22 protein-coding genes are annotated in these 25233 nt (G+C 73.3%); 7 read left to right on the top strand and 15 right to left on the bottom strand.

Annotation, left to right across the window (positions count from 1 at the left end; genetic code table 11):
- Positions 1-152 precede the first annotated feature (152 nt).
- The gene (locus ACFW01_RS14810) at positions 153-551 is read right to left on the bottom strand and encodes a RidA family protein (protein ID WP_234958616.1); all 399 of its coding nucleotides are present in this window, start codon (positions 549-551) and stop codon (positions 153-155) included.
- Positions 548-1942, bottom strand: coding sequence for an acyl-CoA dehydrogenase family protein (locus ACFW01_RS14805; protein WP_234958615.1), 1395 nt, complete (start codon positions 1940-1942; stop codon positions 548-550). The genes ACFW01_RS14810 and ACFW01_RS14805 overlap by 4 nt, the downstream gene beginning before the upstream one ends.
- A 65-nt stretch (positions 1943-2007) precedes the next feature.
- Here ACFW01_RS14805 and ACFW01_RS14800 point away from each other — a divergent pair, with 65 nt between their 5' ends.
- The 3 genes from ACFW01_RS14800 to ACFW01_RS14790 all read left to right on the top strand — a co-directional run bounded on the left by ACFW01_RS14800 (position 2008) and on the right by ACFW01_RS14790 (position 5518).
- Positions 2008-3696: an AMP-binding protein gene (locus ACFW01_RS14800; RefSeq protein WP_234958642.1), complete on the top strand. Its 1689-nt coding sequence runs from the start codon at positions 2008-2010 to the stop codon at positions 3694-3696.
- On the top strand, positions 3693-4538 hold the full coding sequence (locus ACFW01_RS14795; protein WP_234958614.1) for a PaaX family transcriptional regulator C-terminal domain-containing protein: 846 nt from the start codon (positions 3693-3695) through the stop codon (positions 4536-4538). Before ACFW01_RS14800 ends, ACFW01_RS14795 begins: the two co-directional genes overlap by 4 nt.
- Before the next feature lie 83 nt (positions 4539-4621).
- Positions 4622-5518, top strand: coding sequence for a sulfotransferase (locus tag ACFW01_RS14790; protein WP_234958613.1), 897 nt, complete (start codon positions 4622-4624; stop codon positions 5516-5518).
- Here the strand turns inward: ACFW01_RS14790 and ACFW01_RS14785 are convergent.
- Complete coding sequence (locus tag ACFW01_RS14785; RefSeq protein ID WP_234958612.1) at positions 5506-7866, bottom strand: bifunctional salicylyl-CoA 5-hydroxylase/oxidoreductase; 2361 nt, start codon at positions 7864-7866, stop codon at positions 5506-5508. The genes ACFW01_RS14790 and ACFW01_RS14785 overlap by 13 nt on opposite strands.
- 2 nt (positions 7867-7868) lie before the next feature.
- A complete protein-coding gene (locus tag ACFW01_RS14780) occupies positions 7869-8696 on the bottom strand; it encodes an enoyl-CoA hydratase family protein (RefSeq protein WP_234958611.1) in 828 nt (275 codons plus the stop codon).
- A gap of 233 nt (positions 8697-8929) precedes the next feature.
- Between ACFW01_RS14780 and ACFW01_RS14775 the strand changes: the two genes are divergently transcribed.
- Positions 8930-9370 carry an ATP-binding protein gene (locus ACFW01_RS14775; RefSeq protein ID WP_234958610.1) on the top strand — a complete coding sequence of 147 codons (441 nt, stop codon included), beginning with the start codon at positions 8930-8932 and terminating at the stop codon, positions 9368-9370.
- Here ACFW01_RS14775 and ACFW01_RS14770 read toward each other — a convergent pair.
- The 3 genes from ACFW01_RS14770 to ACFW01_RS14760 all read right to left on the bottom strand — a co-directional run bounded on the left by ACFW01_RS14770 (position 9327) and on the right by ACFW01_RS14760 (position 13193).
- On the bottom strand, positions 9327-10769 hold the full coding sequence (locus tag ACFW01_RS14770; RefSeq protein ID WP_234958609.1) for an amino acid permease: 1443 nt from the start codon (positions 10767-10769) through the stop codon (positions 9327-9329). The genes ACFW01_RS14775 and ACFW01_RS14770 overlap by 44 nt on opposite strands.
- A 101-nt stretch (positions 10770-10870) precedes the next feature.
- A complete protein-coding gene (gene argF, locus ACFW01_RS14765; protein ID WP_234958608.1) occupies positions 10871-11878 on the bottom strand; it encodes an ornithine carbamoyltransferase in 1008 nt (335 codons plus the stop codon).
- 91 nt (positions 11879-11969) lie between these two features.
- Entirely contained in the window at positions 11970-13193 is a 1224-nt protein-coding gene (locus tag ACFW01_RS14760) for an arginine deiminase (protein WP_234958607.1), read from the bottom strand.
- A 167-nt stretch (positions 13194-13360) separates the two neighbouring features.
- On the opposite strand from ACFW01_RS14760, the gene ACFW01_RS14755 reads away from it, so the two are divergent.
- Positions 13361-14647, top strand: a complete 1287-nt coding sequence (locus ACFW01_RS14755) for a cation:proton antiporter (protein WP_234958606.1) — start codon at positions 13361-13363, stop codon at positions 14645-14647.
- 27 nt (positions 14648-14674) lie between these two features.
- On the opposite strand, the gene ACFW01_RS14750 is transcribed toward ACFW01_RS14755, so the two are convergent.
- From ACFW01_RS14750 to ACFW01_RS14715, 8 genes are all read right to left on the bottom strand, one after another.
- Positions 14675-17242: a polynucleotide kinase-phosphatase gene (locus ACFW01_RS14750; protein WP_384503846.1), complete on the bottom strand. Its 2568-nt coding sequence runs from the start codon at positions 17240-17242 to the stop codon at positions 14675-14677.
- Positions 17239-18708 carry a 3' terminal RNA ribose 2'-O-methyltransferase Hen1 gene (locus tag ACFW01_RS14745; RefSeq protein ID WP_234958604.1) on the bottom strand — a complete coding sequence of 490 codons (1470 nt, stop codon included), beginning with the start codon at positions 18706-18708 and terminating at the stop codon, positions 17239-17241. The genes ACFW01_RS14750 and ACFW01_RS14745 overlap by 4 nt, the downstream gene beginning before the upstream one ends.
- Before the next feature lie 156 nt (positions 18709-18864).
- A complete protein-coding gene (locus ACFW01_RS14740; protein WP_234958603.1) occupies positions 18865-19788 on the bottom strand; it encodes an LLM class F420-dependent oxidoreductase in 924 nt (307 codons plus the stop codon).
- Positions 19789-19840: 52 nt separating this feature from the next.
- A complete protein-coding gene (locus ACFW01_RS14735) occupies positions 19841-20311 on the bottom strand; it encodes a DUF6099 family protein (protein ID WP_234958602.1) in 471 nt (156 codons plus the stop codon).
- 248 nt (positions 20312-20559) lie between these two features.
- Positions 20560-20904 carry a nucleotide pyrophosphohydrolase gene (locus ACFW01_RS14730; RefSeq protein WP_234958601.1) on the bottom strand — a complete coding sequence of 115 codons (345 nt, stop codon included), beginning with the start codon at positions 20902-20904 and terminating at the stop codon, positions 20560-20562.
- Entirely contained in the window at positions 20901-22058 is a 1158-nt protein-coding gene (locus ACFW01_RS14725; protein ID WP_384503843.1) for an ATP-binding protein, read from the bottom strand. The genes ACFW01_RS14730 and ACFW01_RS14725 overlap by 4 nt, the downstream gene beginning before the upstream one ends.
- Positions 22059-22154: 96 nt before the next feature.
- Positions 22155-22547, bottom strand: a complete 393-nt coding sequence (locus tag ACFW01_RS14720) for a cell division protein SepF (protein ID WP_161326440.1) — start codon at positions 22545-22547, stop codon at positions 22155-22157.
- A 96-nt stretch (positions 22548-22643) separates the two neighbouring features.
- On the bottom strand, positions 22644-23108 hold the full coding sequence (locus ACFW01_RS14715) for a hypothetical protein (RefSeq protein WP_234958599.1): 465 nt from the start codon (positions 23106-23108) through the stop codon (positions 22644-22646).
- Positions 23109-23382: 274 nt separating this feature from the next.
- Here ACFW01_RS14715 and ACFW01_RS14710 point away from each other — a divergent pair, with 274 nt between their 5' ends.
- On the top strand, positions 23383-24675 hold the full coding sequence (locus tag ACFW01_RS14710; RefSeq protein WP_234958641.1) for a chloride channel protein: 1293 nt from the start codon (positions 23383-23385) through the stop codon (positions 24673-24675).
- Positions 24672-25217, top strand: a complete 546-nt coding sequence (locus ACFW01_RS14705) for a potassium channel family protein (protein WP_384503841.1) — start codon at positions 24672-24674, stop codon at positions 25215-25217. The genes ACFW01_RS14710 and ACFW01_RS14705 overlap by 4 nt, the downstream gene beginning before the upstream one ends.
- The last annotated feature ends 16 nt before the right edge of the window (positions 25218-25233 follow it).

Below are 25233 nucleotides of genomic sequence, written 5' to 3'. Positions count from 1 at the left end.
AGCGAAGCCGAGCGTGGGGGAGGACGAGGCCGTGGAGGAGGACGACGACCGGGCCGTCCCCGCCGGTGTCCTCGTACTCGATGGTGCCCGCGCTCAGTTCGATGTCCGGCATGCCGGAACTCTAGGGCCGGCGGACGCGTCGCGGCAGTGGGCTACGGCAGTACCGCGAAGCCGTCGAGTTCCACCATCGCTCGTTCGTCCCAGAGGCGTACGACCTCCACGACCGCCATCGCCGGGTAGTCGCGGCCGGCCAGTCGGCGCCAGGTGCGGCCGAGGTCGGCGGCGTGGGTGCGGTAGGCGGCGACGTCCGTGGCGTAGACGGTGACGCGGGCGAGGTCGGCGGGGGTGCCGCCGGCGGCTCGCAGGGCGGTCAGGAGGTTGGTGAGGGCCTGTTCGAACTGGGCGGGGAGGGTGTCGCCGGTGACCTTGCCGTCGGTGTCCAGGGCGGTCTGGCCGGCCAGGAACACGACACGGGTACCGGTGGCGACGACGGCGTGCGAGAAGCCGGTGGGCGGGGAGAGTTCGGGCGGGTTCACCCGTTCGGCGGTCATGTACCGGCCTCCTCTGTCGTCGTGTCGTGCGTGCGGTACAGCTCCTTGGCGATGATGCCGCGCTGCACCTCGCTCGCGCCCTCGTAGACGCGGGGTGCGCGCACCTCGCGGTAGAGGTGTTCGAGGAGGTGGCCGCGGCGCAGGGCGCGGGCGCCGTGCAGTTGGACGGCCCGGTCGACGACGTACTGGGCGGTCTCGGTGGCGAGCAGTTTCGCCATCGCCGCGCGCCGCGGGACGTCCGGGGCGCCCTCGTCGTACGCCGTCGCCGCCGCGTACACCATCAGGCGGGCGGCCTCGGTGCGCAGGGACATCTCGGCGACCTGGTGGGCGACGGTCTGGAGGTCGCGCAGCTTGCCGCCGAAGGCGTCGCGGGAGGTGGTGTGCGCGACGGTGGCGTCGAGGGCGGCCTGGGCCATGCCGACGGCGAAGGCGCCGACGCTGGGCCGGAACAGGTTGAGGGTGTCCATCGCGACCCGGAAGCCACGGTCCGGCTCGCCGAGCACGTCGTCCGCGGTGACGGGCACGGCGTCGAAGGCGAGGGCGCCGATGGGGTGCGGCGAGAGCATGTCGAGCGGGCTGCCGGAAAGGCCGGGCCGGTCGGCGGGCACGAGGAAGGCGGTCACGCCGCGGGCGCCGGCGCCGGGTGTGGTGCGGGCGAACACGGTGTAGAAGTCGGCTTCGGGCGCGTTGGAGATCCAGCACTTCTCGCCGGTGAGCCGCCAGCGGGAGCCGCCGTCGGGGTCGGCGTCCAGGGTGAGGGGGCCCGCAGCGACGGGATCCGACGGGGCGTCGCGGGCCGCTCCCGCGCGGTCCCCGGGGGCAGGAGCGTTCGCGTCGTCCTCGGCGGCGGGCGCCACCGCGTCCCGGACGGTGCCGGTGCCCTCGGTGGCCCAGGCGGACTCGGCCGACGGGGCCGTGCTCGTGCCGCTCCCCGCGCCCTCCCCCGCCGGACCCCGGGGCTCCCCCGCGGCGGGCCGTGACGCCGACGGGGCCGCCGTGAGGGTCAGGGCCGCCGCGTCCGAGCCCGCGTCGGGCTCGCTGAGGGCGAAGGCGGCGACCGTCGTGCCGGCGACGACGCCGGGGAGCCAGCGGGCGCGCTGGGTCCCGGTGCCGTGGGCGTGCACCGGGTGGGCGCCGAGGCCCTGGAGGGCGAGGGCGGTCTCGGCCTCCGTGCAGGCGTGGGCGAGGGACTCGCGCATCAGGCACAGGTCGAGCGCGCCCGAGGTGAACAGGCGGGAGAGCAGCCCGAGCGCGCCGAGTTCGGCGACGAGGGCACGGTTGACGTGGCCGGACTCCCCCTTGTCCGCCAACGGACGCAGCCGTTCGACGGCCAGGGCGCGCAGCTCCCCGCACCAGGTGAGCTGCGCCGGTTCGAGCGAGAATGCGGTCATCGCCGGTCCTTCCCCTGCTCCGCTGCGGCCGCTGGGTCTCACCCGAGGTTATCGCGCCCCGTTGACTGTCGTCACCAACGCGATACGCTCGATGCGCGTGCCCACCACGACAAAGGGGGCGAACCGCCATGGCAGCTCCGCAGCACGCGGACCCGAGCCGCTCCGCCCACGTCGACACCTTCGCGCGCGAGCACCTGCCACCCCCCGACCAGTGGCCGCAGCTCCGCTTCGACCTGCCGGAGCTGCGCTACCCCGCGCGGCTGAACTGCGCCGCCGAGCTGCTCGCCGGCCCGCCCGGCGACCGCCCGGTCTTCCGCACCGCCACCGGGGACACCTGGAGCTACGGCCTGCTCCGGGACCGCGTCGACCGGATCGCCCACGCGCTCACCGGCGAGCTGGGCGTCGTACCGGGCAACCGGGTGCTGCTGCGCGGCCCCACCACGCCCTGGCTGGCCGCCTGCTGGCTGGCGGTGCTGAAGGCGGGCGCGGTGGCGGTCACCGTGCTGGCCCAGCAGCGCCCGCACGAGCTGGGCGCGATCTGCGAGATCGCCCGGGTGCGGCACGCCCTGTGCGACGTCCGGTCCGTCGACGACCTCGCCAAGGCGGAGATCCCCGGACTGCGGATCACGACGTACGGCGGGGACGCCCCCGACGACCTGCTGGCCCGCACGGCGGCGGGCACGGCGCCCGGCACGCCGTACCCGGCCGTGGACACCGCGGCCGACGACGTGGCGCTGATCGCCTTCACCTCGGGCACCACCGGCCGCCCCAAGGGCTGCATGCACTTCCACCGCGACGTGCTGGCCATCGCCGACACCTTCTCCCGGCACGTGCTCAAGCCGGACCCGGACGACGTCTTCGCGGGCAGCCCGCCGCTCGGCTTCACCTTCGGGCTCGGCGGTCTCGTGGTCTTCCCGATGCGGGCCGGGGCGAGCGCCCTGCTGCTCGAACAGGCGGGCCCCAGGCAGCTGTTGCCGGCCGTCGCCGAGCACCGGGTGTCGGTGCTGTTCACCGCGCCGACGGCGTACCGCGCGATGCTCGACGAACTGGACGGGTACGACGTGTCGAGCCTGAGGCGGTGCGTCTCGGCGGGCGAGAACCTGCCCGCGGCCACCTGGCAGGCCTGGTACGAGCAGACCGGGCTGCGCGTCATCAACGGCATCGGCGCCACCGAGCTGCTGCACATCTTCGTCTCCGCCGCCGACGGCGACATCAGACCGGGCACGACGGGCGTCCCGGTGCCGGGCTGGCACGCACGCGTGCAGGACGCCTCCGGCGTGCCGGTGCCCGACGGCGAGCCGGGACTGCTCGCCGTGCGCGGTCCGGTGGGGTGCCGGTATCTCGCCGATCCGCGGCAGCGGGAGTACGTGCGCGACGGCTGGAACATCACCGGGGACACGTACATACGTGAGCCCGACGGCTATTTCCGGTACGTGGCCCGGGCCGACGACATGATCATCTCCGCCGGGTACAACATCGCGGGACCGGAGGTCGAGGACGCGCTGCTGCGGCATCCGGACGTCGTGGAGGCGGCCGTGGTGGGCCGGCCCGACACCCGGCGCGGGCAGATCGTGGTGGCCCACGCCGTACTGAAGGAGGGCGCCGTGCGGGACGCCGAGGCGCTGCGCGCCTTCCTGCGCGAGGAGCTGGCGCCCTACAAGTGCCCGCGGGAGATCGTCTTCCTGGACGCGCTGCCGCGCACGGCGACCGGCAAGCTCCAGCGGTACCGGCTCCTGGCCGACGACATAAGATGATCAACGTGTACGACCAGCACGCGCAGCACGCCCCGAGGTCCCTCATCGTCACGCTCTACGGCGCCTACGGCCGTTTCGCGCCGGGCCCGGTGCCCGTCGCGGAGCTGATCCGGCTGCTGGGCGCGGTCGCGGTGGACGCCCCTTCCGTGCGCTCGTCGGTGTCCCGGCTGAAGCGGCGCGGGCTGCTGCTGCCCGCCCGTACCGCCGGGGGCGCGGCGGGCTACGCGCTGTCGCCCCAGGCACGTCAGTTGCTGGACGACGGCGACCGGCGCATCTACGCCACGGCCCCGCACGACGACGAGGGCTGGGTGCTCGCCGTGTTCTCCGTGCCGGAGTCGCAGCGGCAGAAGCGGCACGTCCTGCGCTCCCGCCTGGCCGGCCTCGGCTTCGGCAGCGCGGCCCCCGGCGTGTGGATCGCCCCGGCCCGGCTGTACGAGGAGACACGGCACACGCTGGGCCGGCTGGACCTGGACTCCTACGTCGACTTCTTCCGCGGCGAGCACCTGGGTTTCACGCCGACCGCCCGGGCCGTGGGGCGCTGGTGGGACCTGGCCGCGATCGCCAAGGAGCACGAGGCGTTCCTCGACCGCCACGCGCGCGTCCTGCGCGACTGGGAGGGCCGGGCGGACACCCCGCCCGAGGATGCCTACCGCGACTACCTCCTCGCCCTGGACTCCTGGCGCCACCTGCCCTACACGGACCCGGGGCTGCCCGCCCGGCTGCTGCCCGCACAGTGGCCCGGCACGCGCTCGGCGGCCGTCTTCCGCGCCCTGCACGAGCGGCTGCGCGACGCGGGCTCCCGCTTCGCGGCACTCGGAGAATCATCCAACCACGCCGAGTGACCTGCATCACACTTTTCCTGGATCAGGGAACGCTCAGTCTTCTCAGACCCTCTTCTCAGGTTTCTCACCTACCGTGCGGAAGCATGAGTCTCGCGCGCAACTTGAACCGGGCCCTCACCGTCACCACCGGCCTCCAGGTGCGGAGAGCACCCCAGGCCGTGAAGGAGAAGGACAAATCCGCCGCGCCGAAGCCGGCGGCGGCGCGCCCCGCGGCCGCCTACCGATGTCCGTCTCCCGAGGAACTTCCCACCGAGCGGCTGCTGCGGCGGCCCGTCTTCATCATCTCGTCCATCCGTTCCGGCTCCACCCTGCTGCGCATGATGATGGGCGCCCACCCGCGGCTGCACGCCCCGCACGAGCTGCACATAGGCAAGCTGGAGGTCACCTGCACCAACTGGTTCTCCGAGCGGGCCATGGGCGCCCTCGGCCTGAAGCGCGGCGATCTGGAGCATCTGCTGTGGGACCGCGTCCTGCACCGGGAGCTGACCAGATCGGGCAAGGACTTCGTGGTCGAGAAGACCCCGGCCAACGTCTACATGTACCAGCGCCTCAAGGACTGCTGGCCCGACGCCCGCTTCGTCTTCCTGCTGCGCCACCCCGTGTCGGTGGCCCGCTCCTGGCACGAGACCGACCCCGTCAAGCGGCCGTACGACACGGCCGTCACCGACGTGCTCAAGTACCTGACGGCCGTCGAGGAGGCCCGCGCGGCGGACGCCGAGGGCTTCACCGTGCGCTACGAGGACATCACCGACGACCCGGACGGCGAGATGCGCCGCCTGTGCGCGTTCCTCGGCGTCGACTACGCCCCGGCCATGCTGAACTACGGCAAGAAGAGCGGCGGCGAGCTGGTCAGGGGGCTCGGCGACTGGCGCGACAACATCCGCACCGGCACCGTGCAGCCGGGCCGCGCGCTGCCCGACGCGGACGAGGTCCCGGAGCCGCTTCGCCCGGTCTGCGAGGCCTGGGGCTACACCTCCTGAGGCCCGCCGTGCAGCGTGAGCCGGGGCCTGGGGGCGTCGGTGCGTCCGGTGCGCGGCGGACGGCTGCCCGCGCGGTACGGCGCCGGCCAGACCGCCCCCGGGCCCTCGTACCCCTGCTCGGCCGCGGCGTGCAGCGTCCAGTGCGGGTCGTAGAGGTGCGGGCGGGCGAGGGCGCACAGGTCGGTACGCCCGGCCAGGATCAGTGAGTTGACGTCGTCCCAGGAGGAGATCGCGCCGACGGCGATCACCGGCACGCCCGCCTCGTGGCGGATGCGGTCCGCGTACGGCGTCTGGTACGACCGCCCGAACTCGGGCCGTTCGTCGGACACGACCTGCCCCGTGGACACGTCGACGGCGTCCACGCCGTGCGCCGCGAAGGCGCGGGCGATCGCCACGGCCTCCTCGGCACCGATGCCGCCCTCGGCCCAGTCGGTGGCGGAGACGCGCACGGTCATGGGCCGCTCCCCGGGCCACACCCCGCGTACGGCGTCGAACACCTCCAGCGGGAAGCGGAGCCGCTGCTCCAGTGAGCCGCCGTAGGCATCGGTGCGCCGGTTGGTGAGCGGGGAGAGGAAGCCGGAGAGCAGGTAGCCGTGGGCGCAGTGCAGTTCGAGCAGGTCGAAGCCGACCCGGGCGGCGCGGGTCGCGGCGGACGTGAACTGCTCACGGATGTCGGTCAGTTGCGCCCGGGACAGCTCGCGGGGCGTCTGGCCGCCCGGCCTGTACGGCAGCGGGGAGGGCGCCACCAGGGGCCAGTTGCCCTCGGGCAGCGGTTCGTCCATGCCCTCCCACATCAGCCGGGTCGAGCCCTTGCGCCCGCTGTGGCCGAGCTGCACGCCGATCGCGGTGCCCGGCGCGCTCGCGTGCACGAAGTCGGTGATCCGCCGCCACGCCTCGCCCTGCCGGTTGGTGTAGAGGCCCGCGCAGCCGGGGGTGATGCGGCCCTCGGCGCTGACGCACACCATCTCCGTCATCACCAGCCCGGCGCCGCCGAGGGCGCGGGCGCCCAGGTGGACCAGGTGGAAGTCGCCGGGGACGCCGTCGACGGCGGAGTACATGTCCATCGGCGACACCACGACGCGGTTGCGCAGGGTCAGGTCGCGCAGCCGGAACGGGGTGAACATCGGAGGCGTGCCGGGCGGGCAGCCGAACTCGCGCTCCACGGACCCGGTGAAGCCCGCGTCGCGCAGCCGCAGGTTGTCGTGGGTGACCCGGCGGCTGCGGGTGAGCAGGTTGAAGGCGAACTGGCGGGGCGGCTGGCCGACGTAGCGGGCCAGGTCCTCGAACCACTCCAGGCTGGCCTTGGCCGCGCGCTGGGTCGAGGCGACGACGGGGCGCCGCTCCTCCTCGTAGGCGGCCAGGGCCTCGGCGAGGGAGGGCTGTTCCTCCAGGCAGGCGGCGAGCGCGAGGGCGTCCTCCACGGCGAGCTTCGTGCCGGAGCCGATGGAGAAGTGCGCGGTGTGGGCGGCGTCGCCGAGCAGGACGGTGTTGCCGTGCGACCAGCGTTCGTTGACGACGGTGCGGAAGGTGGTCCACGCGGAGTTGTTGGAACGCAGCGGGTTGCCCCCGAGGGCGTCGGCGAAGATCTTGGCGCAGCGGGCGGTGGACTCCGCCTCGTCGAGTTCGTCGAAGCCGGCCGCCCGCCAGACCTCCTCGCGCATCTCCACGATGACGGTCGAGGCGTCGGCCGCGTAGGGGTAGCCGTGCAGTTGCATGACGCCGTGCTCGGTCTCGGCGATCTCGAAGCGGAAGGCGTCGAAGGCGAAGTCGGCGGCCAGCCAGATGTAGCGGCAGCGGTGGCTGGTGACGCGGGGGCGGAAGACGTCGCGGAAGGCTTCGCGGGCGGCACTGTGCACACCGTCGGCGGCGACGACGAGGTCGTACGTCCGCGCCAGCTCGGCGGGGTCCGGGGCCTCGGCCCGGAAGCGGAGGTCGACGCCGAGGGCGTGGCAGCGGTCGTGCAGGATCTCCAGGAGGCGGCGGCGGCCCAGGGCGGCGAAACGGTGTCCTCCGGAGGTGTGGCGGTGGCCCCGGTGGACGATGTCGATGTCGTCCCAGCGGACGAAGTGGGCCTTGAGGGCCGCGTAGACGTCCGCGTCGGCGTGTTCGATGCCGCCGAGGGTTTCGTCGGAGAGGACGACTCCGAAGCCGAAGGTGTCGTCGGGGGCGTTGCGTTCGTAGACGGTGATCTCGCGGTGGGGGGCGAGGCGTTTGAGGAGGGCGGCGGTGTAGAGGCCGCCGGGGCCTCCGCCGGTGATGGCGATGCGTTGGGGGTGGTTGCGCTCGTTCGCCCGGTGCGGGTGCGTCGTGGCTGGTCGCGCAGTTCCCCGCGCCCCTGAGGTGCGCATACCTACCGTCCGTTCCACTTCGGAGGGCGTTTCTCCGTGAAGGAGGCGTGGAATTCCGCGTAGTCCTCGCCGGTCATCAGGAGGGCCTGGGTGGCGGCGTCCAGTTCGATCGCCGTGGCCAGGGGCATGTCCAGTTCGGCGGTGAGGAGGGCCTTGGTCTGGGCGTGGGCGAGGGCGGGGCCGTCGGCGAGGCGGTGGGCGAGGGCGTGGGCGGCCTCGTCGGCGCGGCCCTCGTCGGTCAGTTCGCTGATCAGGCCGATGCGCTCGGCCTCGGGCGCCCGCACCGTGTCGCCGAGCATCAGCAGCCGGGTGGCGTGGCCGAGGCCGACGACGCGGGGCAGCAGGTACGCGGCGCCCATGTCGCCTCCGGAGAGGCCGACGCGGGTGAAGAGGAAGGCGAAGCGGGCGGACGGGTCGGCGACGCGGAAGTCGGCGGCCAGCGCGAGGACCGCGCCCGCGCCCGCGGCGACGCCGTGCAGCGCGGCGATCACCGGGAACGGGCACTCCCGTACCGCGCGCACCACCTGGCCGGTCATCCGGTTGAAGTCCAGGAGCTGGGCGGTGTCCAGGGACAGTGTCGCGCCGATGATCTCGTCGACGTCGCCGCCGGAGCAGAAGCCGCGGCCCTCGCCGGCCAGGACCAGGGCGCGTACGGACCGCTCCCGGGACAGTTCCGCGAGCAGGTCGCGCAGGTCGGCGTAGGCCTCGAAGGTGAGGGCGTTGAGCTTGTCGGGGCGGGCGAGGGTGACGGTGGCAACGCCGTCGGCGCGCTCGACGCGCAGGTGCCGCCAGTCGGAGGTGGGGGCGGCGGAGCCGGTGAAGGGACTCATGACGGGCGGGGCCTCCTAGGGCGGGCACGGCCTCACTGAGCGTGGTGTCTCGCGGCCCTTCGAAGTTATCACCCTTCCGTGACCGTCGTCACGAGCGCGCGATACTTTGGTCCCGCGCCGGGAGGGTCGAAGGTCCCTAGGGGTGCCCGTCGAACGGCTCTGCCGGGTGGCGCCGTACCATTCATACGGTTGAAAGCAGGACAGGACGCCCTGCTCCACGAAACGGACCCGCCGTGCAAGATCACTCCAAAGCTCCCGCCTCCTGGCGCATCGCCCTGCCGCACTCCGCCGCGGCCGTGCCGGTGGCCCGTGCCCTGGTGCGCACCGCCCTGGCCGAGCTGGAGCACACGACGGACGGCGACACCGCGGAGCTGCTGACGGCGGAGCTGGTCGCCAACGCCGTGGAGCACACCTCGGGCGCCACGCCGATCGAGCTGGTGGTGGAGCTGAGGCCGACCGGCTGCCAGGTCGAGGTGCACGATCCGGACCCGGCACCGCCCGCCGACCTCACCCGCCCCGGGATCGAGCCGCCCGACCCGTGGCAGGAACACGGGCGCGGTCTGCTGCTGATCCGCGCCCTCAGCTCGTCCTGCGGTCACCGGCCCACCGGCTCGGGCAAGGCGGTCTGGTTCAGGCTTCCTGCGGTACCCGCTCCGCGCTGCTCTCCGGAGTGACCTCCGGGCGGGCGAGGCGGGAGTGCCGGCGGCCGTAGGCCGTGTACACCAGCAGCCCCACCGCCAGGAACACCGCGAACTGGAGCCAGGTGGCGCCGCCCGTCTCATACATCAGGTAGAGGCAGAAACCGACGCCGAGGAGCGGGGTCACCGGGTACAGCGGCACGCGGAAGGTGCGGGCCAGGCCCGGCTCGCGGCGGCGCAGCGCGATGACGGAGACGTTCACGGCGGCCATGGTGGCGAGGGTGCCGATGGTGCAGAGGTTGACCACCGCGTCCAGCGGCGCGAAGGCCGCGGGGAGGGCGAAGACCACGCCGACGATCAGGGTTCCGGCGACCGGGGTGGCGGTGCGCGGCGAGACCTTCTCGAAGACCCGCGGGATCAGTCCGTCCCGGGACATCGACATCAGGATGCGGGTCTGGCCGTACATGACGGCGAGCACCACCGAGGCGATGGCGACGACCGCGCCGAAGGCGACCACGCCGCCGCCGACCGTGGAGCCGGTGACCTCGTTCACGACGTAGGACAGGGCGGCGGGCCGGCTGCCGACCGCGTCGCCGCCGACGGCACCGATCGCGGCGACGGCGACCGCGCAGTAGAGCAGGGTGACCAGGCCGATGCAGACCAGGATCGCGACGGGGATGTCCCGGCGCGGGTTCTTGGCCTCCTCACCGGCCGTGGTGATCGCGTCGAAGCCGATGTACGAGAAGAAGGCGGCCGTGGTGCCCGCGCCGATGCCGCCGAGACCGGCCGGCGAGAACGGGCTGAGGTTGCCGTCCTTGAAGGCGACGAAGCCGATGGCGCAGAAGGCGATCAGGACGGCCAGCTTGAGGACGGCCATCGCGGCCGTGGCCCGGGCGCTCTCCCGCACGCCGCGCACCAGCAGGACGCAGGCCAGGGCGATGACGATCACCGCGGGCAGGTTGACCGCGCCGCCGTCGCCGGGGCCCGCGGACAGGGCGTGCGGCAGCTGGATGCCGAGGACGCTGTCGAGCAGCTCGTTGACGTACTGGCTCCAGCCGACCGCGACCGCGGAGACCGAGACGCCGTACTCCAGGAGCAGGCACCAGCCGACGAGGAAGGCGGTGCGCTCGCCGAGCCCGGCGTAGGCGAAGGAGTACGAGGAGCCGGAGACCGGGATCGCGCCGCCCAGCTCGGCGAAGGCGAACGCGGTGAAGACGCAGGTGATCGCGGCCAGCACGAAGGAGACGACGACGGCCGGACCGGCCTCGGCGACGGAGTCGGACAGGCCGACGAAGATGCCGGTGCCGACGATCGCGCCGACGCCGAAGCAGACGAGCTGGAAGAGGCCCATCGTGCGCTTCAGGCCGTGGCCTTCGCGGTCGGCGCCGGATTCGGCGATGAGGACCCGGGGGGACTTGATACGGGAAGCGGGCATGGCGGGTGGTGCTCGTTTCTGGTGGTGCGGGGCGCGACGGTGGTCGCGGCGGCGGCTCCGGAAGGGGTGGCTCCGGGGCCGCCGGACAGCATAGGGCCTGTTCAGGCGAGGGTGGCCACGAGTACGGCCTTGATCGTGTGCAGCCGGTTCTCCGCCTCGTCGAAGACGACGGAGTGCGCGGACTCGAAGACCTCGTCCGTGACCTCCAGGGACTCCAGGCCGTGGGCCTCGAAGATCTCCTGGCCGACCTTGGTGCCCAGGTCGTGGAAGGCGGGCAGGCAGTGGAGGAACTTGACGTCCGGGTTGCCGGTGGCGCGCAGGACGTCCATGGTCACCGCGTAGGGGGCGAGGGCCTTGATCCGCTCGGCCCAGACCTCCTTGGGCTCGCCCATGGAGACCCAGACGTCGGTGACGACGAACCCGGCGCCGCGCACCCCCTCGTCCACGTCCTCGGTGAGGGTGATCCGCGCCCCGCTGGACTCGGCCAGTCCCCTCGCCCGGTCGACGACCTCCTGAGCGGGCCAGTACGCGCGCGGGGCCACGATGCGCACGTCCATGCCGAGCAGGGCGCCGGTGACCAGGTAGGAGTTGCCCATGTTGAAGCGGGCGTCGCCGAGGTACGCGAAGGCGGTCTCCGACAGGGGCCGGTCGGTGTGCTCGGTCATCGTGAGCACGTCGGCGAGCATCTGGGTGGGGTGCCAGTCGTCGGTCAGGCCGTTGTAGACGGGGACGCCGGCGGAGGCGGCCAGCTCCTCGACCTTGGCCTGGCTGTCCCCCCGGTACTGGATCGCGTCGTACATCCGGCCCAGGACGCGGGCGGTGTCCTTCACGGACTCCTTGTGGCCGATCTGCGAGCCGGCCGGGTCGAGGTAGGTCGTCGAGGCGCCCTGGTCGGCTGCGGCGACCTCGAACGCGCAGCGGGTGCGCGTCGAGGTCTTCTCGAAGATCAGCGCGATGTTCCTGCCCTGGAGATACCGTGTCTCGGCCCCGGCCTTCTTCGCCGCCTTCAGCTCCGCGGCCAGTGCGACCAGGCCGCGGAACTCCTCCTCGGTGAAGTCCAGCTCCTTGAGGAAGTGGCGGCCGGCGAGGGCGGTCGGGACTGTCGCCATGGGGCGCTCCAGAGATACAGGGTCGAGGGATGACTTCTGGAAGTCTATACGACCTTCTGAATTTCTATACAGGCACTCTGTACAGGCGTTTCTATACGGGCGCGCGCTCCACCGGGCAGCTCATGCAGCGCGGGCCGCCCCTGCCCCGGCCCAGCTCACTGCCCGGGATCTCGATCACCTCGATGCCCTGCTTGCGCAGGTGGGTGTTGGTGGTGGCGTTCCGTTCGTAGGCGACCACGACCCCCGGCTCGACGGCCAGGACGTTGCAGCCGTCGTCCCACTGCTCGCGTTCGGCGGCGTGGACGTCCTGGGTCGCGGTCAGGACCCGGATCTCGCCCAGCCCGAGCGCGGCGGCGATCGCGCGGTGCATGTGCTCCGGCGGATGGTCGGTGACCTTCAGGTCCTTCTCCCCCGCGCCGGGCTCGATCGTGTAGGAGCGGAGCATGCCGAGCCCGGCGTACTGGGTGAAGGTGTCGCCGTCGACCATCGTCATCACCGTGTCCAGGTGCATGAAGGCACGCCGCTTGGGCAGGTCGAGGGCCACGATGGTACGGGCCGAGCCCGCGGCGAACAGCTTGTGGGCGAGCATCTCGACGGCCTGCGGCGTGGTCCGCTCGCTCATGCCGATGAGCACGGCGCCGTCGCCGATCACCAGGACGTCGCCGCCCTCGATGGTGGAGGGATAGTCGGCCTGCCCCTCGGACCACAGGTGGAAGGTCTCGTCCCGGAACAGCGGGTGGTGCCGGTAGATCGCCTCGAAGTGGACCGTCTCGCGCTGCCGGGCGGGCCAGCGCATGGCGTTGATGGAGACCCCGTCGTAGATCCAGGCGGAGGTGTCCCGGGTGAAGAGGTGGTTGGGCAGCGGCCCGAGCAGGAAGTCGTCCAGCTCCATGGCGTGGAAGCGCACGGACGTCGGCTCCGGGTGCGCCTCCAGGAACTCCCGTTTGGTCATGCCGCCGACCAGGACCTCGGCGAGTTCGTGGGCGGGCAGGTTCTCGAAGGCGGCCCGGAGATGGTCCGTGGCCAGCACTCCGTACTCCTTCTCGTCGAAGACCCTGTCCAGGACGAGCCGGCGGGCCGCCGGGACGTCGAGGGTCTCCGTGAGCAGGTCGCCGAAGAGGTGGACGGCGACCCCGCGGTCGCGGAGCACGTCCGCGAACCCGTCGTGCTCGGCGCGCGCCCGGCGCACCCAGAGCACGTCGTCGAAGAGAAGGGCGTCCTTGTTGCTGGGGGTGAGCCTTTTGAGCTCGAGATCCGGCCGGTGCAGGATGACGCGGCTGAGCCGCCCGGCTTCGGATGCGACGTGGAATCCCATGTCTCCATCCTGACCATTCGGGCGCGCGTTCACCCCCTGCTTTCACGTGCCCGTGGCCACAAGTGCGCCCTCCCGGTGCACCCGTGCGACGCCGGTGTGCCCCGGGGTCCTTTCGTAGACCAGAGCGACGGCCGGAGCGCCCGGCCACGTGTCAGGGGGGAGACCGGGTGAGTCCCGATACGATGATCGCCCATTTCATGGGTGCCTCGGCGCTGATCCTGGTGGCCGCGCACGCCGGCGGCCTGCTGGCCCGGCGGCTGCGCCAGCCCCGCATCGTGGGACAGCTGGCGGCGGGGATCGCCCTCGGCCCGTCCCTGCTCGGCACTCTGGCCCCCGACGCGTACGCCGCTCTGTTCCCGGCGGCGATCGGCCCGGCGCTCACCGGCTTCGCGCAGTTCTCCCTGGTGGTGTTCCTGTTCGCGGTGGGCTACGAGCTGGACCTGAAGGTACTCGGCGACCGGGCGCGCACCTCGGTGATGGTGGCCCTGGCCTCGTTCGCGGTGCCGATGGCCGTGGGGTGCGGCAGCGCGCTGCTGTTCCGGGACGGGCTGCACGGCCTGGGCATGGAGCGGGACCCGTCGGCCGCCACGGTGCTCTTCGCGGGGATCGCCCTGTCGATGACGGCGGTGCCGGTGCTGACCGCGATCGTGCGGGAGAACGGGCTGTCGCGTTCGGCGCCGGGGGTGGTGGCGGTCTCGGCGGCCGGGATGCTGGACGCGGTGTGCTGGACGGTGCTGGCGGTCGCGCTGCTGGACAGCGGCGCGGGGGACGCGACGCTCGGCCGGCCCTGGCGGGCGGCGCTCGCCGTCGGCTTCGTCACCGTGATGGTGCTCGCCGCCCGGCCGGTACTGCGCCGGCTGCTGTGGCGCACCCGCCTGGAGCCGTCGCTGCGGCTGGCGGTGCTGATCGGGTTCGCGCTCGGGTCGGCCTGGGTGACGCACTCCCTGGGGCTGCACGTGATCTTCGGGGCGCTGCTCGCCGGGGTGGTGGTCCCGCGCGAGGAGGGCGGCACGCTCGACCCCGATCTGCTGCGGCCGCTGCACGAGGTCGGTTCCCTGCTGCTGCCGTTCTTCTTCGTGCTCTCGGGGCAGTCCGTGGACCTGGACAGCATGACCGGCACGGGCTGGGCGGCCCTGCTGGTGGTGACGGTGCTGGCGGTCGCGACGAAGATCGGCAGCGGGACGGTGGCGGCCCGGCTGGGCGGCCTTGACCGGCACGAGGCGCGCACGGTCGGGGTCCTGCTCAGCGCCCGGGGCCTGACCGAGCTGATCGCCCTGGGCGCCGGCCTGGAGGCGGGGCTGCTGAGCGGCCCGCTCTACACGGTCCTGGTCTTCATGGCGCTGACCACCACCCTGCTGACCCAGCCGTTCCTGCTGCTGACCCGCCGCCTGGCCGACCGGGACCGCCGCGCGGCCCCGGCCCCGGACACCGCCGTGAAGCCCTCCGCGGGGTGACGCGGCGGTGTCGCCGCGTCACCCGGTTCACAGCCGCGGGTCCACCGGCTCCGACTCCAGCGCCAGCACCCCGAACACCGCCTCGTGCACCCGCCACAGCGGCTCGCCGTCCGCGAGGCGGTCCAGGGCCTCCAGGCCGAGGGCGTACTCGCGGATCGCCAGGGACCTCTTGTGGCCCAGGAAGCGTCCGCGCAGGCGGGCGAGGTTGTCGGGACGGGTGTACTCGGGACCGTAGACGATCCGCAGGTACTCGCGGCCGCGGCACTTGATGCCGGGCTGGACCAGGCGCCCGCGCGGGTCCCGGACCAGGGCGCCGACCGGCTTGACCACCATGCCCTCGCCGCCCCGGCCGGTCATCTCCAGCCACCAGTCGACGCCGGCCGCGACCGACCCGGGGTCGCCGGTGTCGACGTACAGCCGCCGCGTGGTGTGCAGCAAGCCGGTGGTGTCGTGCTCGACGAGGCGGTCGATGAGGGCCAGCTGCTCGTCGTGCGGCAGGGACGCGAGGCTGCGGCCCTGGACGGCGAGGATCTGGAACGGGGCGAGGCGGACGCCGTCCAGGCCGTCGGTCGTCCAGCAGTAGCGGCGGTAGGCGTCGGTGAAGGCGGCGGCGTCGGCGGACCGTTCGCGCTGGCGGGCGAGGAGGCCGGCGACCTCGACGCCGCGCGCGGCGGCACCCTCCAGCGCGGCGAGCGCGCCCGGGAACACCGCGCCGGAGGCGGCGCCCACGGCGGCGTACTGGGAGCGAAGCAGCCCGGAGGCCTTCAGGGACCAGGGCATCAGCTCGGCGTCAAGGAGCAGCCAGTCGGTGGACAGTTCGTCCCAGAGTCCGGCCTCGCCGATCGCCGCGCGCAGCCGGTCCAGGACCGCCTCGGCCACGGTCGCGTCGTCGAAGAACGGGCGGCCGGTGCGAGTGCAGAGGGAGCCCGTCGGTCCGTCCACCCCGAACCGGGCGCGGGCAGCGTCCGCGTCCCGGCACACCAGCGCCACCGCCCGCGAACCCATGTGCTTCTCCTCGCACACGACCCGGGCCACCCCGTCCGCCGCGTACTGCGCGAACGCCTCCTCCGGGTGCTCCAGGTAGCCCTCCACCGACGAGGTGGCGGTCGGTGTCATGGTCGGCGGGAGGTACGGCAGCAGCCGGGGGTCGGTGGCGAAGCGGCTCATGACCTCCAGGGCCGCCGCGCCGTTCTCCTCGCGCACGGTGATCCGGCCCGCGTGCCGGGTCTCCACCACCCGGCGGCCCTGGACGTCGGCCAGGTCCAGCGGGCGTCCGTCGTGTCCGCCGGGGGCCTCGGTGCGCAGGGGCTTCACCGGCTCGTACCAGACCCGCTCGGCCGGTACGTCGACCAGCTCGCGCTCCGGCCAGCGCAGCGCGGTCAGCCTGCCGCCGAAGACGGCGCCGGTGTCCAGGCAGATGGTGTTGTTGAGCCAGGTGGCCTCCGGGACCGGGGTGTGGCCGTAGACCACGGCGGCGCGGCCCCGGTAGTCCTCGGCCCAGGGGTAGCGCACCGGGAGCCCGAACTCGTCGGTCTCGCCGGTGGTCTCGCCGTACAGGGCGTGCGAGCGGACCCGGCCGGAGGTGCGGCCGTGGTACTTCTCCGGCAGACCGGCGTGGCAGACCACGAGCCGGCCGCCGTCGAGGACGTAGTGGCTGACCAGGCCGTCGATGAACTCCCGCACCTCGGTACGGAACTCCTCGCTCTCACCGTCCATCTGCTCGACGGTCTCGGCGAGTCCGTGGGTGTGCTGGACCTTGCGGCCCTTGAGGTGGCGGCCGTACTTGTTCTCGTGGTTGCCCGGCACGCACAGCGCGTTGCCCGACTTCACCATGGACATCACGCGGCGCAGGACGCCGGGGCTGTCCGGGCCGCGGTCGACCAGGTCGCCGACGAACACGGCGGTGCGGCCCTCGGGGTGGACGCCGTCGGCGTAGCCCAGCTTGCCGAGCAGGGCGTCCAGTTCGGCGGCGCAGCCGTGGATGTCGCCGACGATGTCGAAGGGGCCGGTGAGGTGGGTGAGGTCGTTGAACCGCTTTTCGGTGACGACGGTGGCGTGCTCGGCCTCCGCCGCGCCGCGCAGGACGTGCACCTTGCGGAAGCCCTCGCGCTCCAGGTGGCGCAGGGAGCGGCGGAGTTCGCGGGTGTGGCGCTGGATGACCCGGCGGGGCATGTCGGCGCGGTCGGTGCGGGTGGCGTTGCGCTCGGCGCACACCTGCTCGGGGACGTCGAGGACGATCGCGATGGGCAGCACGTCGTGCCGCTTGGCCAGGTCGATCAGCTGACGCCGGGCGTCCGGCTGCACGTTGGTGGCGTCGACGACGGTGCGGCGGCCGGCCGCGAGCCGCTTGCCGGCGATGTAGTGCAGGACGTCGAAGGCGTCCCGGCTGGCGCTCTGGTCGTTCTCGTCGTCGGCGACCAGGCCCCGGCAGAAGTCGGAGGAGATGACCTCGGTCGGCTTGAAGTGGCGCCGGGCGAAGGTGGACTTGCCGGAGCCGGAGGCGCCGATCAGCACGACGAGCGAGAGATCGGTGACGGGGAGGTTCCGGGTCCTCGCGGTGGTGTCGGTGGTCCCGGGGGTGTCCTTGGCGGTCATGCGGCCTTCGCCTCCTTCTCGGTCGGGGTCCTGGTGCTGAAGACGGCCATCTGGGTGGGCGGTCCCACCTCGGTTTCATCGGGGCCGACGGGGCGGAAGCCGACGTCGTATCCGTGTCGTTCGGCGACCGCCTCGGCCCAGGTCCGGAACTCCTCGCGGGTCCACTCGAAGCGGTGGTCGCGGTGGCGGACGTGGCCGGCCGGGAGCGTCTCCCAGCGCACGTTGTACTCGACGTTCGGCGTGGTGACGACGACGGTGCGGGGGCGGGCGGCGCCGAAGACCGCGTACTCCAGGGCGGGCAGCCTCGACAGGTCGAGGTGTTCGATCACCTCGCTGAGCACGGCGGCGTCGTAGCCCCGCAGCCTCTTGTCGGTGTAGGCGAGGGAGCCCTGGAAGAGGTGCACGCGCGCGGCCTGCCGCTCACCCATGCGGTCCAGCCCCAGCCGCCGGGAGGCGATGGTGAGCGCGCGCACCGACACGTCCACGCCGGTGATCTCGGTGAACCGCGGCTCCTTGAGCAGTTCGCGCACCAGGTGGCCCTCGCCGCAGCCGAGGTCGAGGACGCGGGCGGCGGCGTGGTCGCGGAGGGCGGTGAGGATGGCCTCGCGGCGGTGCACGGCGAGCGGGGTCGGCCGGTCCTCCTGCTCGGTCTCGGCCGCGACGGCGTTGTCGATCTCCTCGACCTCGCTGTCGTCGGTCTCCGCCAGCCGGAGCAGTTCCAGTCGCTCCATCGCCTCGCGCGTCAGCGACCAGCGGCGGGACAGGTAGCGGCTGGTGATCAGCCTCTGCTCGGGGTGGCCCGGCAGCCAGCCGTCGCCGGCCCGCAGCAGCTTGTCGACCTCGTCGGGCGAGACCCAGTAGTGCTTGGCGTCGTCGAGCACCGGCAGCAGGACGTACAGGTGGCGCAGGGCGTCGGAGAGAGTGCGGGTGCCGGACTCCAGGACCAGGCGGACGTAGCGCGAATCGCCCCACTCGGGGAACTCGGTGTCCAGCGGCACGGCCTCGACGGTGACGTCCCAGCCGAGCGGCTCGAAGAGGCGGCGGACGAGGCCGGGGCCGCCGCGGGCGGGCAGCGCCGGGATCTCGACGCGCAGCGGCAGCGGCTCGGCGGCACGCCCGGGGCGGGCCTTGCACACGCCGCGCATCGCGCTGGAGAAGACGTTGCTCAGGGCGACGGCGAGGAGGGAGGAGGCCGCGTAGGGGCGGTCGTTGACGTACTGCGCGAGGGCCGCGTCGGGGGCGCCGCCGCGGCCCTTGCCCTTGCCGCGCCTGACCAGCTTCACCGTGTCGACCTCCAGCAGCAGCGCCGCCGTGCAGCGCTGCTCCGCCGCCTCCGGGTAGAACACGTGGGCCGTGCCGAAGGAGGTGGCGAACGCCTGCGCGTTGTCGGGATGCTTGTGCAGCAGGAACCCGAGGTCGGTCGCGGGGTGCCCGGGGGTGCCGGTGGTGGTGATGGTCAGGAACATGCTGAGGGCCTCTCCGGCCGGTGGACGCTGACGAGACGTCGTACGCGCGGGAGCCCCCAGGGTGAGTGATCCCGGGGGGCTCCGGCAGGACGACGGTCACACCATCGCACAGGGCCGGTGACCGGCGCCTTCGGTTATCGGGCGGGTGTCAGGGCGTCAGGACAGCTGTGCCTGGACCTGGGAGGAGATCAGCTCCAGGTGGTCCAGGTCGTCGAGGTCGAGGATCTGGAGGTAGATCCGCCGGGCGCCGACGGCGGCGTACCGGCCGATCTTGTCGACGACCTCGGCCGGGGAGCCGGCGAGGCCGTTGGCCTTCAGCTCGTCGACCTCGCGGCCGATCACGGCGGCGCGGCGGGCGACCTCGGCGTCGTCCTTGCCGACACAGGCGACCAGCGCGTTGGAGTAGGTGAGGGCGTCGGCCCCGCGGCCGGCCTCCTCGGCGGCGGCCCGCACCCGGCCGAACTGCCGCTCGGTGTCCTCGACGGAGGCGAACGGCATGTTGAACTCGTCGGCGTACTGGCCGGCCAGGCGCGGGGTGCGGGTGGCCCCGTGTCCGCCGATGAGCACGGGCACCTTCGGCTGCGCGGGCTTGGGCAGCGCGGGCGAGTCGGTGAGGTCGTAGAACGTGCCGTGGAAGTCGAAGGTCTTGCCGGTCTCGGTGGCCCACAGACCGGTGACGATGGCCAGTTGCTCCTCCAGGCGGCCGAGCTTCTCCTTCGGGAAGGGGATGCCGTACGCCTTGTGCTCCTCCTCGAACCAGCCGGCGCCCAGGCCCAGCTCGATCCGGCCGCCCGACATCTGGTCCACCTGCGCGACCTGGATGGCGAGGACGCCGGGCAGCCGGAAGGTGCCGGCGGTCATGAGGGTGCCGAGGCGGATGCGCTTCGTCTCCCGGGCGAGGCCCGCCAGGGTGATCCAGGCGTCGGTGGGGCCGGGCAGGCCGTCCGAGGAGCCCATGCGGAGATAGTGGTCCGAGCGGAAGAAGGCGTCGAAGCCGAGGTCCTCGGTGGCCTTGGCCACGGCGAGCAAGGTGTCGTAGGTGGCCCCCTGCTGGGGCTCGGTGAAGATACGGAGATCCATGCGTTCCATCCTGCCTGTTCGGCGCGGGTGCGCCGGACAGGCTCTCCCGGCGTCAGCCGGCCTCCCGCTCCGGTAGACCGGCGTCGCGGTCGGTGAGTTTGCGCAGCATCTCCAGGACCCGGTCGCGTGATTCGTCGGCCGCGTCGATCGCCTCCACGCAACTCCAGTAGGTGGCCTCGTCGTCGGCGGCGCAGGCGATGCCCACCAGGGCTATGCCGGTCTCGCCGAGCAGGGTGCCCAGGCGCATCAGGGCCTGGCGGGCGTCGCCCAGCTCGGTGAGCTGCGCGGCACGCAGTTCGCCCGGGGCCAGGTCCGGGGTGCGCAGGACTCCGCAGCCGCGGCCCGCCAGTTCGGTCAGGCCGATGGCCTCGCCGCGCAGTTCCGGTGGGCCGTGGACGGCCAGCCGGCTGCCGATCGCCTGGGCGAGGGCCTGCACCTGCCACACCTCGGTCAGGACGTCCGGCACCTCTCCGCCGGCGGCCAGGGCACGCCCACTGGTCACGATGAGCCGCACAGCGTCCATGCGCTGCCCCCGTCTGTTTCCGACGCGCGCGCGGCGCGTCCGCCCGAACTCCGTCACTCACTACCCAGAGTGAAGGCGTGTGGGGCGAAAAGCCAGAGGAAGGCGGAAATCTTCGGACAACATCTCGATAACTGGCCGGATTTTGACTGCGGAGAGTGATAACGGAGTGGTGGACTCCTCCGTACTCGGCCGTCCCGCCGTCAGTCGTCCTGCCGCTCAGTCGTCCTGCCGCTCAGCCGTCCTGCCGTTCAGTCGCTCCGCGGGTCCGGCGCGGGGAAGCGCGACTCGTTCCGCTCGATCTTCGCCTCCAGCGCGGCCAGCGGATCGACGCCCAGCACCTCGCAGAACTGGAGCAGATAGGCCAGGACGTCGGCGACCTCGTCCCGGACGCGGTGCGCGGTGTCCGGGTCGGCCATCACTCCGGCCGACTGCTCGGGCGTCAGCCACTGAAAGATCTCGACGAGTTCGCCGGCCTCCACGCTGAGCGCCGCGACGAGATTCTTGGGGGTGTGGTACGGCTGCCAGTGCCGGGCGGCGGCGAACTCGGCGAGTCTGCGCTGGAGTACGGCGAGGTCCTGGGGGTGATCGGTCACGGGTCCAGGTGTACCACCGTGACGCCGTCCGCCCCCGCCGCCGCCCACGAGGCGTCGGCGACCGCTCCGACGAGGCGGATGTGGCCGCGGTCGCACATCCGCGCCGCCAGCCGCAGGAGTTCGGCGCGCTGGCGCACGTCCAGGCCTCGGTCGAAGCCGTCGGCGAGGACGGTGAGCGTCTGCAGCGCGGCGGGGACCTCGCCGGCCGGGTCGACCTCCAGCACCCCGGGCCCGGTGAACAGCACCAGGGCGAGGGCGAGGTAGCGCAGTTCGCCGTAGCCGAGCCGGGCCAGGCCGGTGCGCACCCCGTCGCCCCGGTCGAGCAGGGCGCGGACCACGCCGCCGACGGCGGGTTCGGCCAGCACGTCCGCGACGGGGCCCGCGCAGCCGGTGCGGACCGCCGCGACGAACTGCGCGTGCCGCCGGGCGCATTCGGTGCGGGTGCGCCACAGCACGTCGGCGAGGTTGTCGCAGCCGCCCCGCAGGCGTCCGGAGCCGGTCGGCACGGGCTCCCGCATCCGGCCGGGCCGGGGGTCGCAGGCGAAGACGGAGCGCAGCGCGACCACCATCTGCTCGGCGGCCGCCAGCACCCTGCGCTGTCCCTCCGTCCTGCCGGCCACCCGCAGCGGCAGCAGCGGGGTGCCGAGCCGGTCGTCGGGCAGTGGCGCGCGGGTCACCGGCGCCGAACCGGCCGTGTGCCAGGCGGCCTGCACGGCACGCCGGCCGGGATCACGCAGGGCCGTCTCCAGCAGCACGACGCCGTCCGCCGACAGCCGCTCCCCCACGACGCGCAGTTCGGGCTCCGCCTGCACGGCGACGTCCAGGTGGACCGGGCCCTCGGCGCCGTCGGCCGTGCAGCCGATGCGGAAGCCCCGGCGCCGCTGGGCGTCGGGCCGGGCCCGTTCGGGCACGCAGGCGAGGGGGTCGGGGAACACGGCGCCGAGTTCCGCGCCGCCGCCGAGCCGGGCCAGGGCGTCGTAGGCCCTGAGCGCGGTGGTCTTGCCGCAGCCGCTGGGCCCGGCGAGCAGGGTGAGCGGCCCGAGCCGCAGCACCGCGCGCCGGTGCCCCGCGAAGGCGGACAGCCGCAGCTCCGTGACGCGGGGCCGGCCGGGGAGCGGTGCGACGGACGCCGCCGACGCGGATGACGCTGCCATATGCGGACCGTACGTACTCCGCCGTAGGGCGAACCGTTTTGCCCGGAAGGCGTTCCTACGATCGGGGGACGGCTCCGTCAGGACCGGGCGGGGCCGTCACACCCCGGGGACCCCGACGGCGTCCTCCATCAGTCCGTTGACCTCGGTGCCCGCCGGGCTCAGCAGGAAGACGTTGCGGTCGACCCGGTGCATCCCGCTGGCCAGTCCGAAGACGACGCCGGTGCTGAAGTCCAGGACCCGCTTGGCGACATCGCCCTCGGCTCCGGTCAGGTCCAGCAGGACCGGGATGCCCGCCATCAGGGTCTCGGCGACCTCGCGCGCGTCCGCGAACACGTTGACCCGCAGCACCACGAAGCGGCGGCGCCGCTCGGTCTCCGCCTCGGGCATCGCCCGGTGGCCGACCGCCGAGGGCCAGGCGTCGCGTCCGCGCAGCGGAACGACCTGGGCGAGCCCCTCCCACTGCTCATCGGTGACGTCGTGGCTGTTCACCGGCTCCCCCGCATTCCACTCGCCGTTATTGCCTGCACCAGCCAATTCTTACGTCAAGTCACCCGTTCGGCCCAACTGCGACACGGTCCGCGAGGCTCATACCCGGGAGGTGGCGTCCTGGCGGCTGGCCAGGGCCCAGATGACGAACACGTCGATCGCCATCATGATCACCGACCAGACGGGCGCGTACGGCAGGAACAGGAACTGCGCGATCAGGCTCAGCGAGGCGATGACGATGCCCGCGACCCGCGCCCAGGCCATGTCCTTGAGCAGGCCGTATCCCACGACGAGGACGAGGGCGCCGAGGACGACGTGGACGATGCCCCAGCCGGTGAGGCTCATCTCGTAGACGTACGTGCCGATGCGGGCGTACACGTCGTCCTCGGCGATGGCCGCGATGCCCTGGAGGACGGCGAGGGCTCCGTTCAGCATCAGCAGGACGCCCGCGAAGACGACACCGCCCGCGGCCCAGCCGCCGGGCCGGTCGGCCGGGCGCTGGGACCAGGTGCCGTCGCCGCCCTGGGAGGGGCGGCCGGGAGTGGGTTCGGCGTGCTGGCTCATGTGCGCGGTCCTTTCTGCGTGTCCCCCGTACGGGCCTGGGCCCGCCGGCACCGGCACGGCGCCGCCGGGTCGTTCCGAGCCTGCGGGGCGCCGGGCCCCCCGGCCACGCGGGTCCGCCGCACGGGTGAACGGTGCCCCGACGTGCGCATGCGGCCGTGCGCCCCCTCGCGTTAACTGAGCCGCACCCGCGGGAGCGGACGAAGGAGGGCACGTGACGAGTCGGCCGGCGCCGGCGAACGCCGCCCCGGGCCGGGCCGAGCAGTCGCTGCGGCAGATGCTGCTGAGCCCCGGCTACCGGCGGCTGTTGCTGCTGTGCGTGCTGCTGGGCGTGCCGATCGCGCTGGCCTGCTTCTTCTTCGTCGGTCTCCAGCACCAGTTGCAGCACTGGGTGTGGACCTCGCTGCCCGAAGCCGCCGGTTACGACACCCCGCCCTGGTGGTGGCCGCTGCCCGCGCTGGTACTGGCCGGGCTGATCCTCGCGCCGATCGTGACCCGGATGCCGGGCGCCGGCGGGCATCTGCCGGTGAACGGTCTGGGCGGGCCGCCCGTCGGCCCCAAGGCGCTGCCGGGCGCGGTCCTGGCCGCGCTGGCCACCCTGCCGCTCGGCGTGGTGCTGGGTCCCGAGGCCCCGCTCATGGCGGTCGGCAGCGGGCTCGCGCTGCTGGCGGTGCGGCGGGCGGGCGCGGGCGGCGACCAACGGGCCGGCGCGATCCTCGCGACGGCCGGCTCCACCGCCGCCATCTCCACCATCCTCGGCGGTCCGGTGGCCGCGGCCGTCCTGCTCATCGAGGGCGCGGGGCTGGCCGGGTCGCAGCTGGTGGTGCTGCTGCTGCCCTGTCTGCTGGCCAGCGCCACCGGCTCCCTGGTCTTCACCGGCTTCGGTCAGTGGACCGGCCTGAAGATCGGCGCGCTCGCCCTGCCCGACCTGCCGCCGGCCGCCAACCCGGACGCGGGCGACTTCCTGTGGGGCATCCCGACGGCGGCGCTGATCGCCGTAGTGATCACGCTGGCCCGCGAGCTGGGGCACCGCACCGTCTCGTGGACGCGCCGGCACACGGCCGTGCGCACGGTCGCCTGCGCCACCGCGGTCGGGGTGTGCGTCGCCGCGTACGCGCTGATCACCGGCCGCTCCCCGGCCGAGGCGGCGCTCTCCGGGCAGGCCGCGCTCGCCCAGCTCGCGGCCGACCCGCACGCCTGGCCGGTGGGCGCGCTGATCGCCCTGGTCGCGTGCAAGGGGCTGGCGTGGGGCATCGCGCTGGGCAGCCTGCGCGGCGGCCCGATCTTCCCGGCGGTACTGCTGGGCACGGCGACGGCGATGGCCTGTTCCGGGCTGCCCGGCTTCGGCGCGACCCCGGCGCTCGCCCTCGGCATCTCCGCCGCTGCGGCCGCCGTGACCGGGCTGCCGCTGTCCAGCGCGGTCCTCGCGGTGCTGCTGACGGGCGGAGACGCGTACGACCAGATGCCGCTGATCGTCACCGCGTCGGTGGTCTCCTTCGTCGTCTCCCAGGTGGTGCGGCGCACGGAGCCGGAGGCGGCCCACGCCCCGACGACGGGAACGACCGGGTGACGGAGCGCCGCACCGTACGGACCCGTTCCGCCTGGCACACCGCCCGGCCCTGGGTCGTACGCGGCTGCGTCGCGGTGGCCGTGGCCGTGGCCTACTTCCTGCTCCCCCTCGACCATCTGGGGCCGCACCGGCCCGTGCTGAGCTGGGTGCTGTGCGCCCTGCTGCTGGCCGCCGTGGCCGCGCTGCTGCTCCGGCAGATCCACCACGTCCTCGTGGACCGCCCCGAGACCAAGCCGGGCATGGTCATCACCCTGCTCATCGTCCTGTCCGTGCACATCTTCTCGGCCACCTACTACGCCCTCGCCAAGGAGCCGGGCGAGTTCACCGGCCTGCACACCCGCGTCGACGCGCTCTACTTCACGGTGGTCACGCTCGCCACGGTCGGGTACGGGGACATCACGCCGAGCGGGCAGTCCGCCCGGATCGTGGTTCTGATCCAGATCGCCTACAGCTTCATCTTCCTCACCGCCGCCGCGACGGCGCTCAGCACGCGGGCCCGCGCGATGGTGGTACGGCGCACGGAACGGGACCGGACCGGCTGACATTTCCGCAGCCCCG

This window comes from Streptomyces sp. NPDC058985, from assembly GCF_042740985.1.
Taxonomy (GTDB): domain Bacteria; phylum Actinomycetota; class Actinomycetes; order Streptomycetales; family Streptomycetaceae; genus Streptomyces.
Note: the sequence above shows the minus strand (reverse complement) of the source record. Positions and strands in the feature narration are given on the sequence as shown.

Bases quoted from the DNA above. Each gene is read 5' to 3' on its own strand.
- ACFW01_RS14810 (WP_234958616.1), bottom strand. From the start codon at position 551: ATGACCGCCGAACGGGTGAACCCGCCCGAACTCTCCCCGCCCACCGGC.
- ACFW01_RS14805 (WP_234958615.1), bottom strand. From the start codon at position 1,942: ATGACCGCATTCTCGCTCGAACCGGCGCAGCTCACCTGGTGCGGGGAG.
- ACFW01_RS14795 (WP_234958614.1), top strand. From the start codon at position 3,693: ATGATCAACGTGTACGACCAGCACGCGCAGCACGCCCCGAGGTCCCTC.
- ACFW01_RS14790 (WP_234958613.1), top strand. From the start codon at position 4,622: ATGAGTCTCGCGCGCAACTTGAACCGGGCCCTCACCGTCACCACCGGC.
- ACFW01_RS14785 (WP_234958612.1), bottom strand. From the start codon at position 7,866: ATGCGCACCTCAGGGGCGCGGGGAACTGCGCGACCAGCCACGACGCAC.
- ACFW01_RS14780 (WP_234958611.1), bottom strand. From the start codon at position 8,696: ATGAGTCCCTTCACCGGCTCCGCCGCCCCCACCTCCGACTGGCGGCAC.
- ACFW01_RS14770 (WP_234958609.1), bottom strand. From the start codon at position 10,769: ATGCCCGCTTCCCGTATCAAGTCCCCCCGGGTCCTCATCGCCGAATCC.
- argF (WP_234958608.1), bottom strand. From the start codon at position 11,878: ATGGCGACAGTCCCGACCGCCCTCGCCGGCCGCCACTTCCTCAAGGAG.
- ACFW01_RS14760 (WP_234958607.1), bottom strand. From the start codon at position 13,193: ATGGGATTCCACGTCGCATCCGAAGCCGGGCGGCTCAGCCGCGTCATC.
- ACFW01_RS14750 (WP_384503846.1), bottom strand. From the start codon at position 17,242: ATGACCGCCAAGGACACCCCCGGGACCACCGACACCACCGCGAGGACC.
- ACFW01_RS14745 (WP_234958604.1), bottom strand. From the start codon at position 18,708: ATGTTCCTGACCATCACCACCACCGGCACCCCCGGGCACCCCGCGACC.
- ACFW01_RS14740 (WP_234958603.1), bottom strand. From the start codon at position 19,788: ATGGATCTCCGTATCTTCACCGAGCCCCAGCAGGGGGCCACCTACGAC.
- ACFW01_RS14735 (WP_234958602.1), bottom strand. From the start codon at position 20,311: ATGGACGCTGTGCGGCTCATCGTGACCAGTGGGCGTGCCCTGGCCGCC.
- ACFW01_RS14725 (WP_384503843.1), bottom strand. From the start codon at position 22,058: ATGGCAGCGTCATCCGCGTCGGCGGCGTCCGTCGCACCGCTCCCCGGC.
- ACFW01_RS14715 (WP_234958599.1), bottom strand. From the start codon at position 23,108: ATGAGCCAGCACGCCGAACCCACTCCCGGCCGCCCCTCCCAGGGCGGC.
- ACFW01_RS14710 (WP_234958641.1), top strand. From the start codon at position 23,383: ATGCTGCTGAGCCCCGGCTACCGGCGGCTGTTGCTGCTGTGCGTGCTG.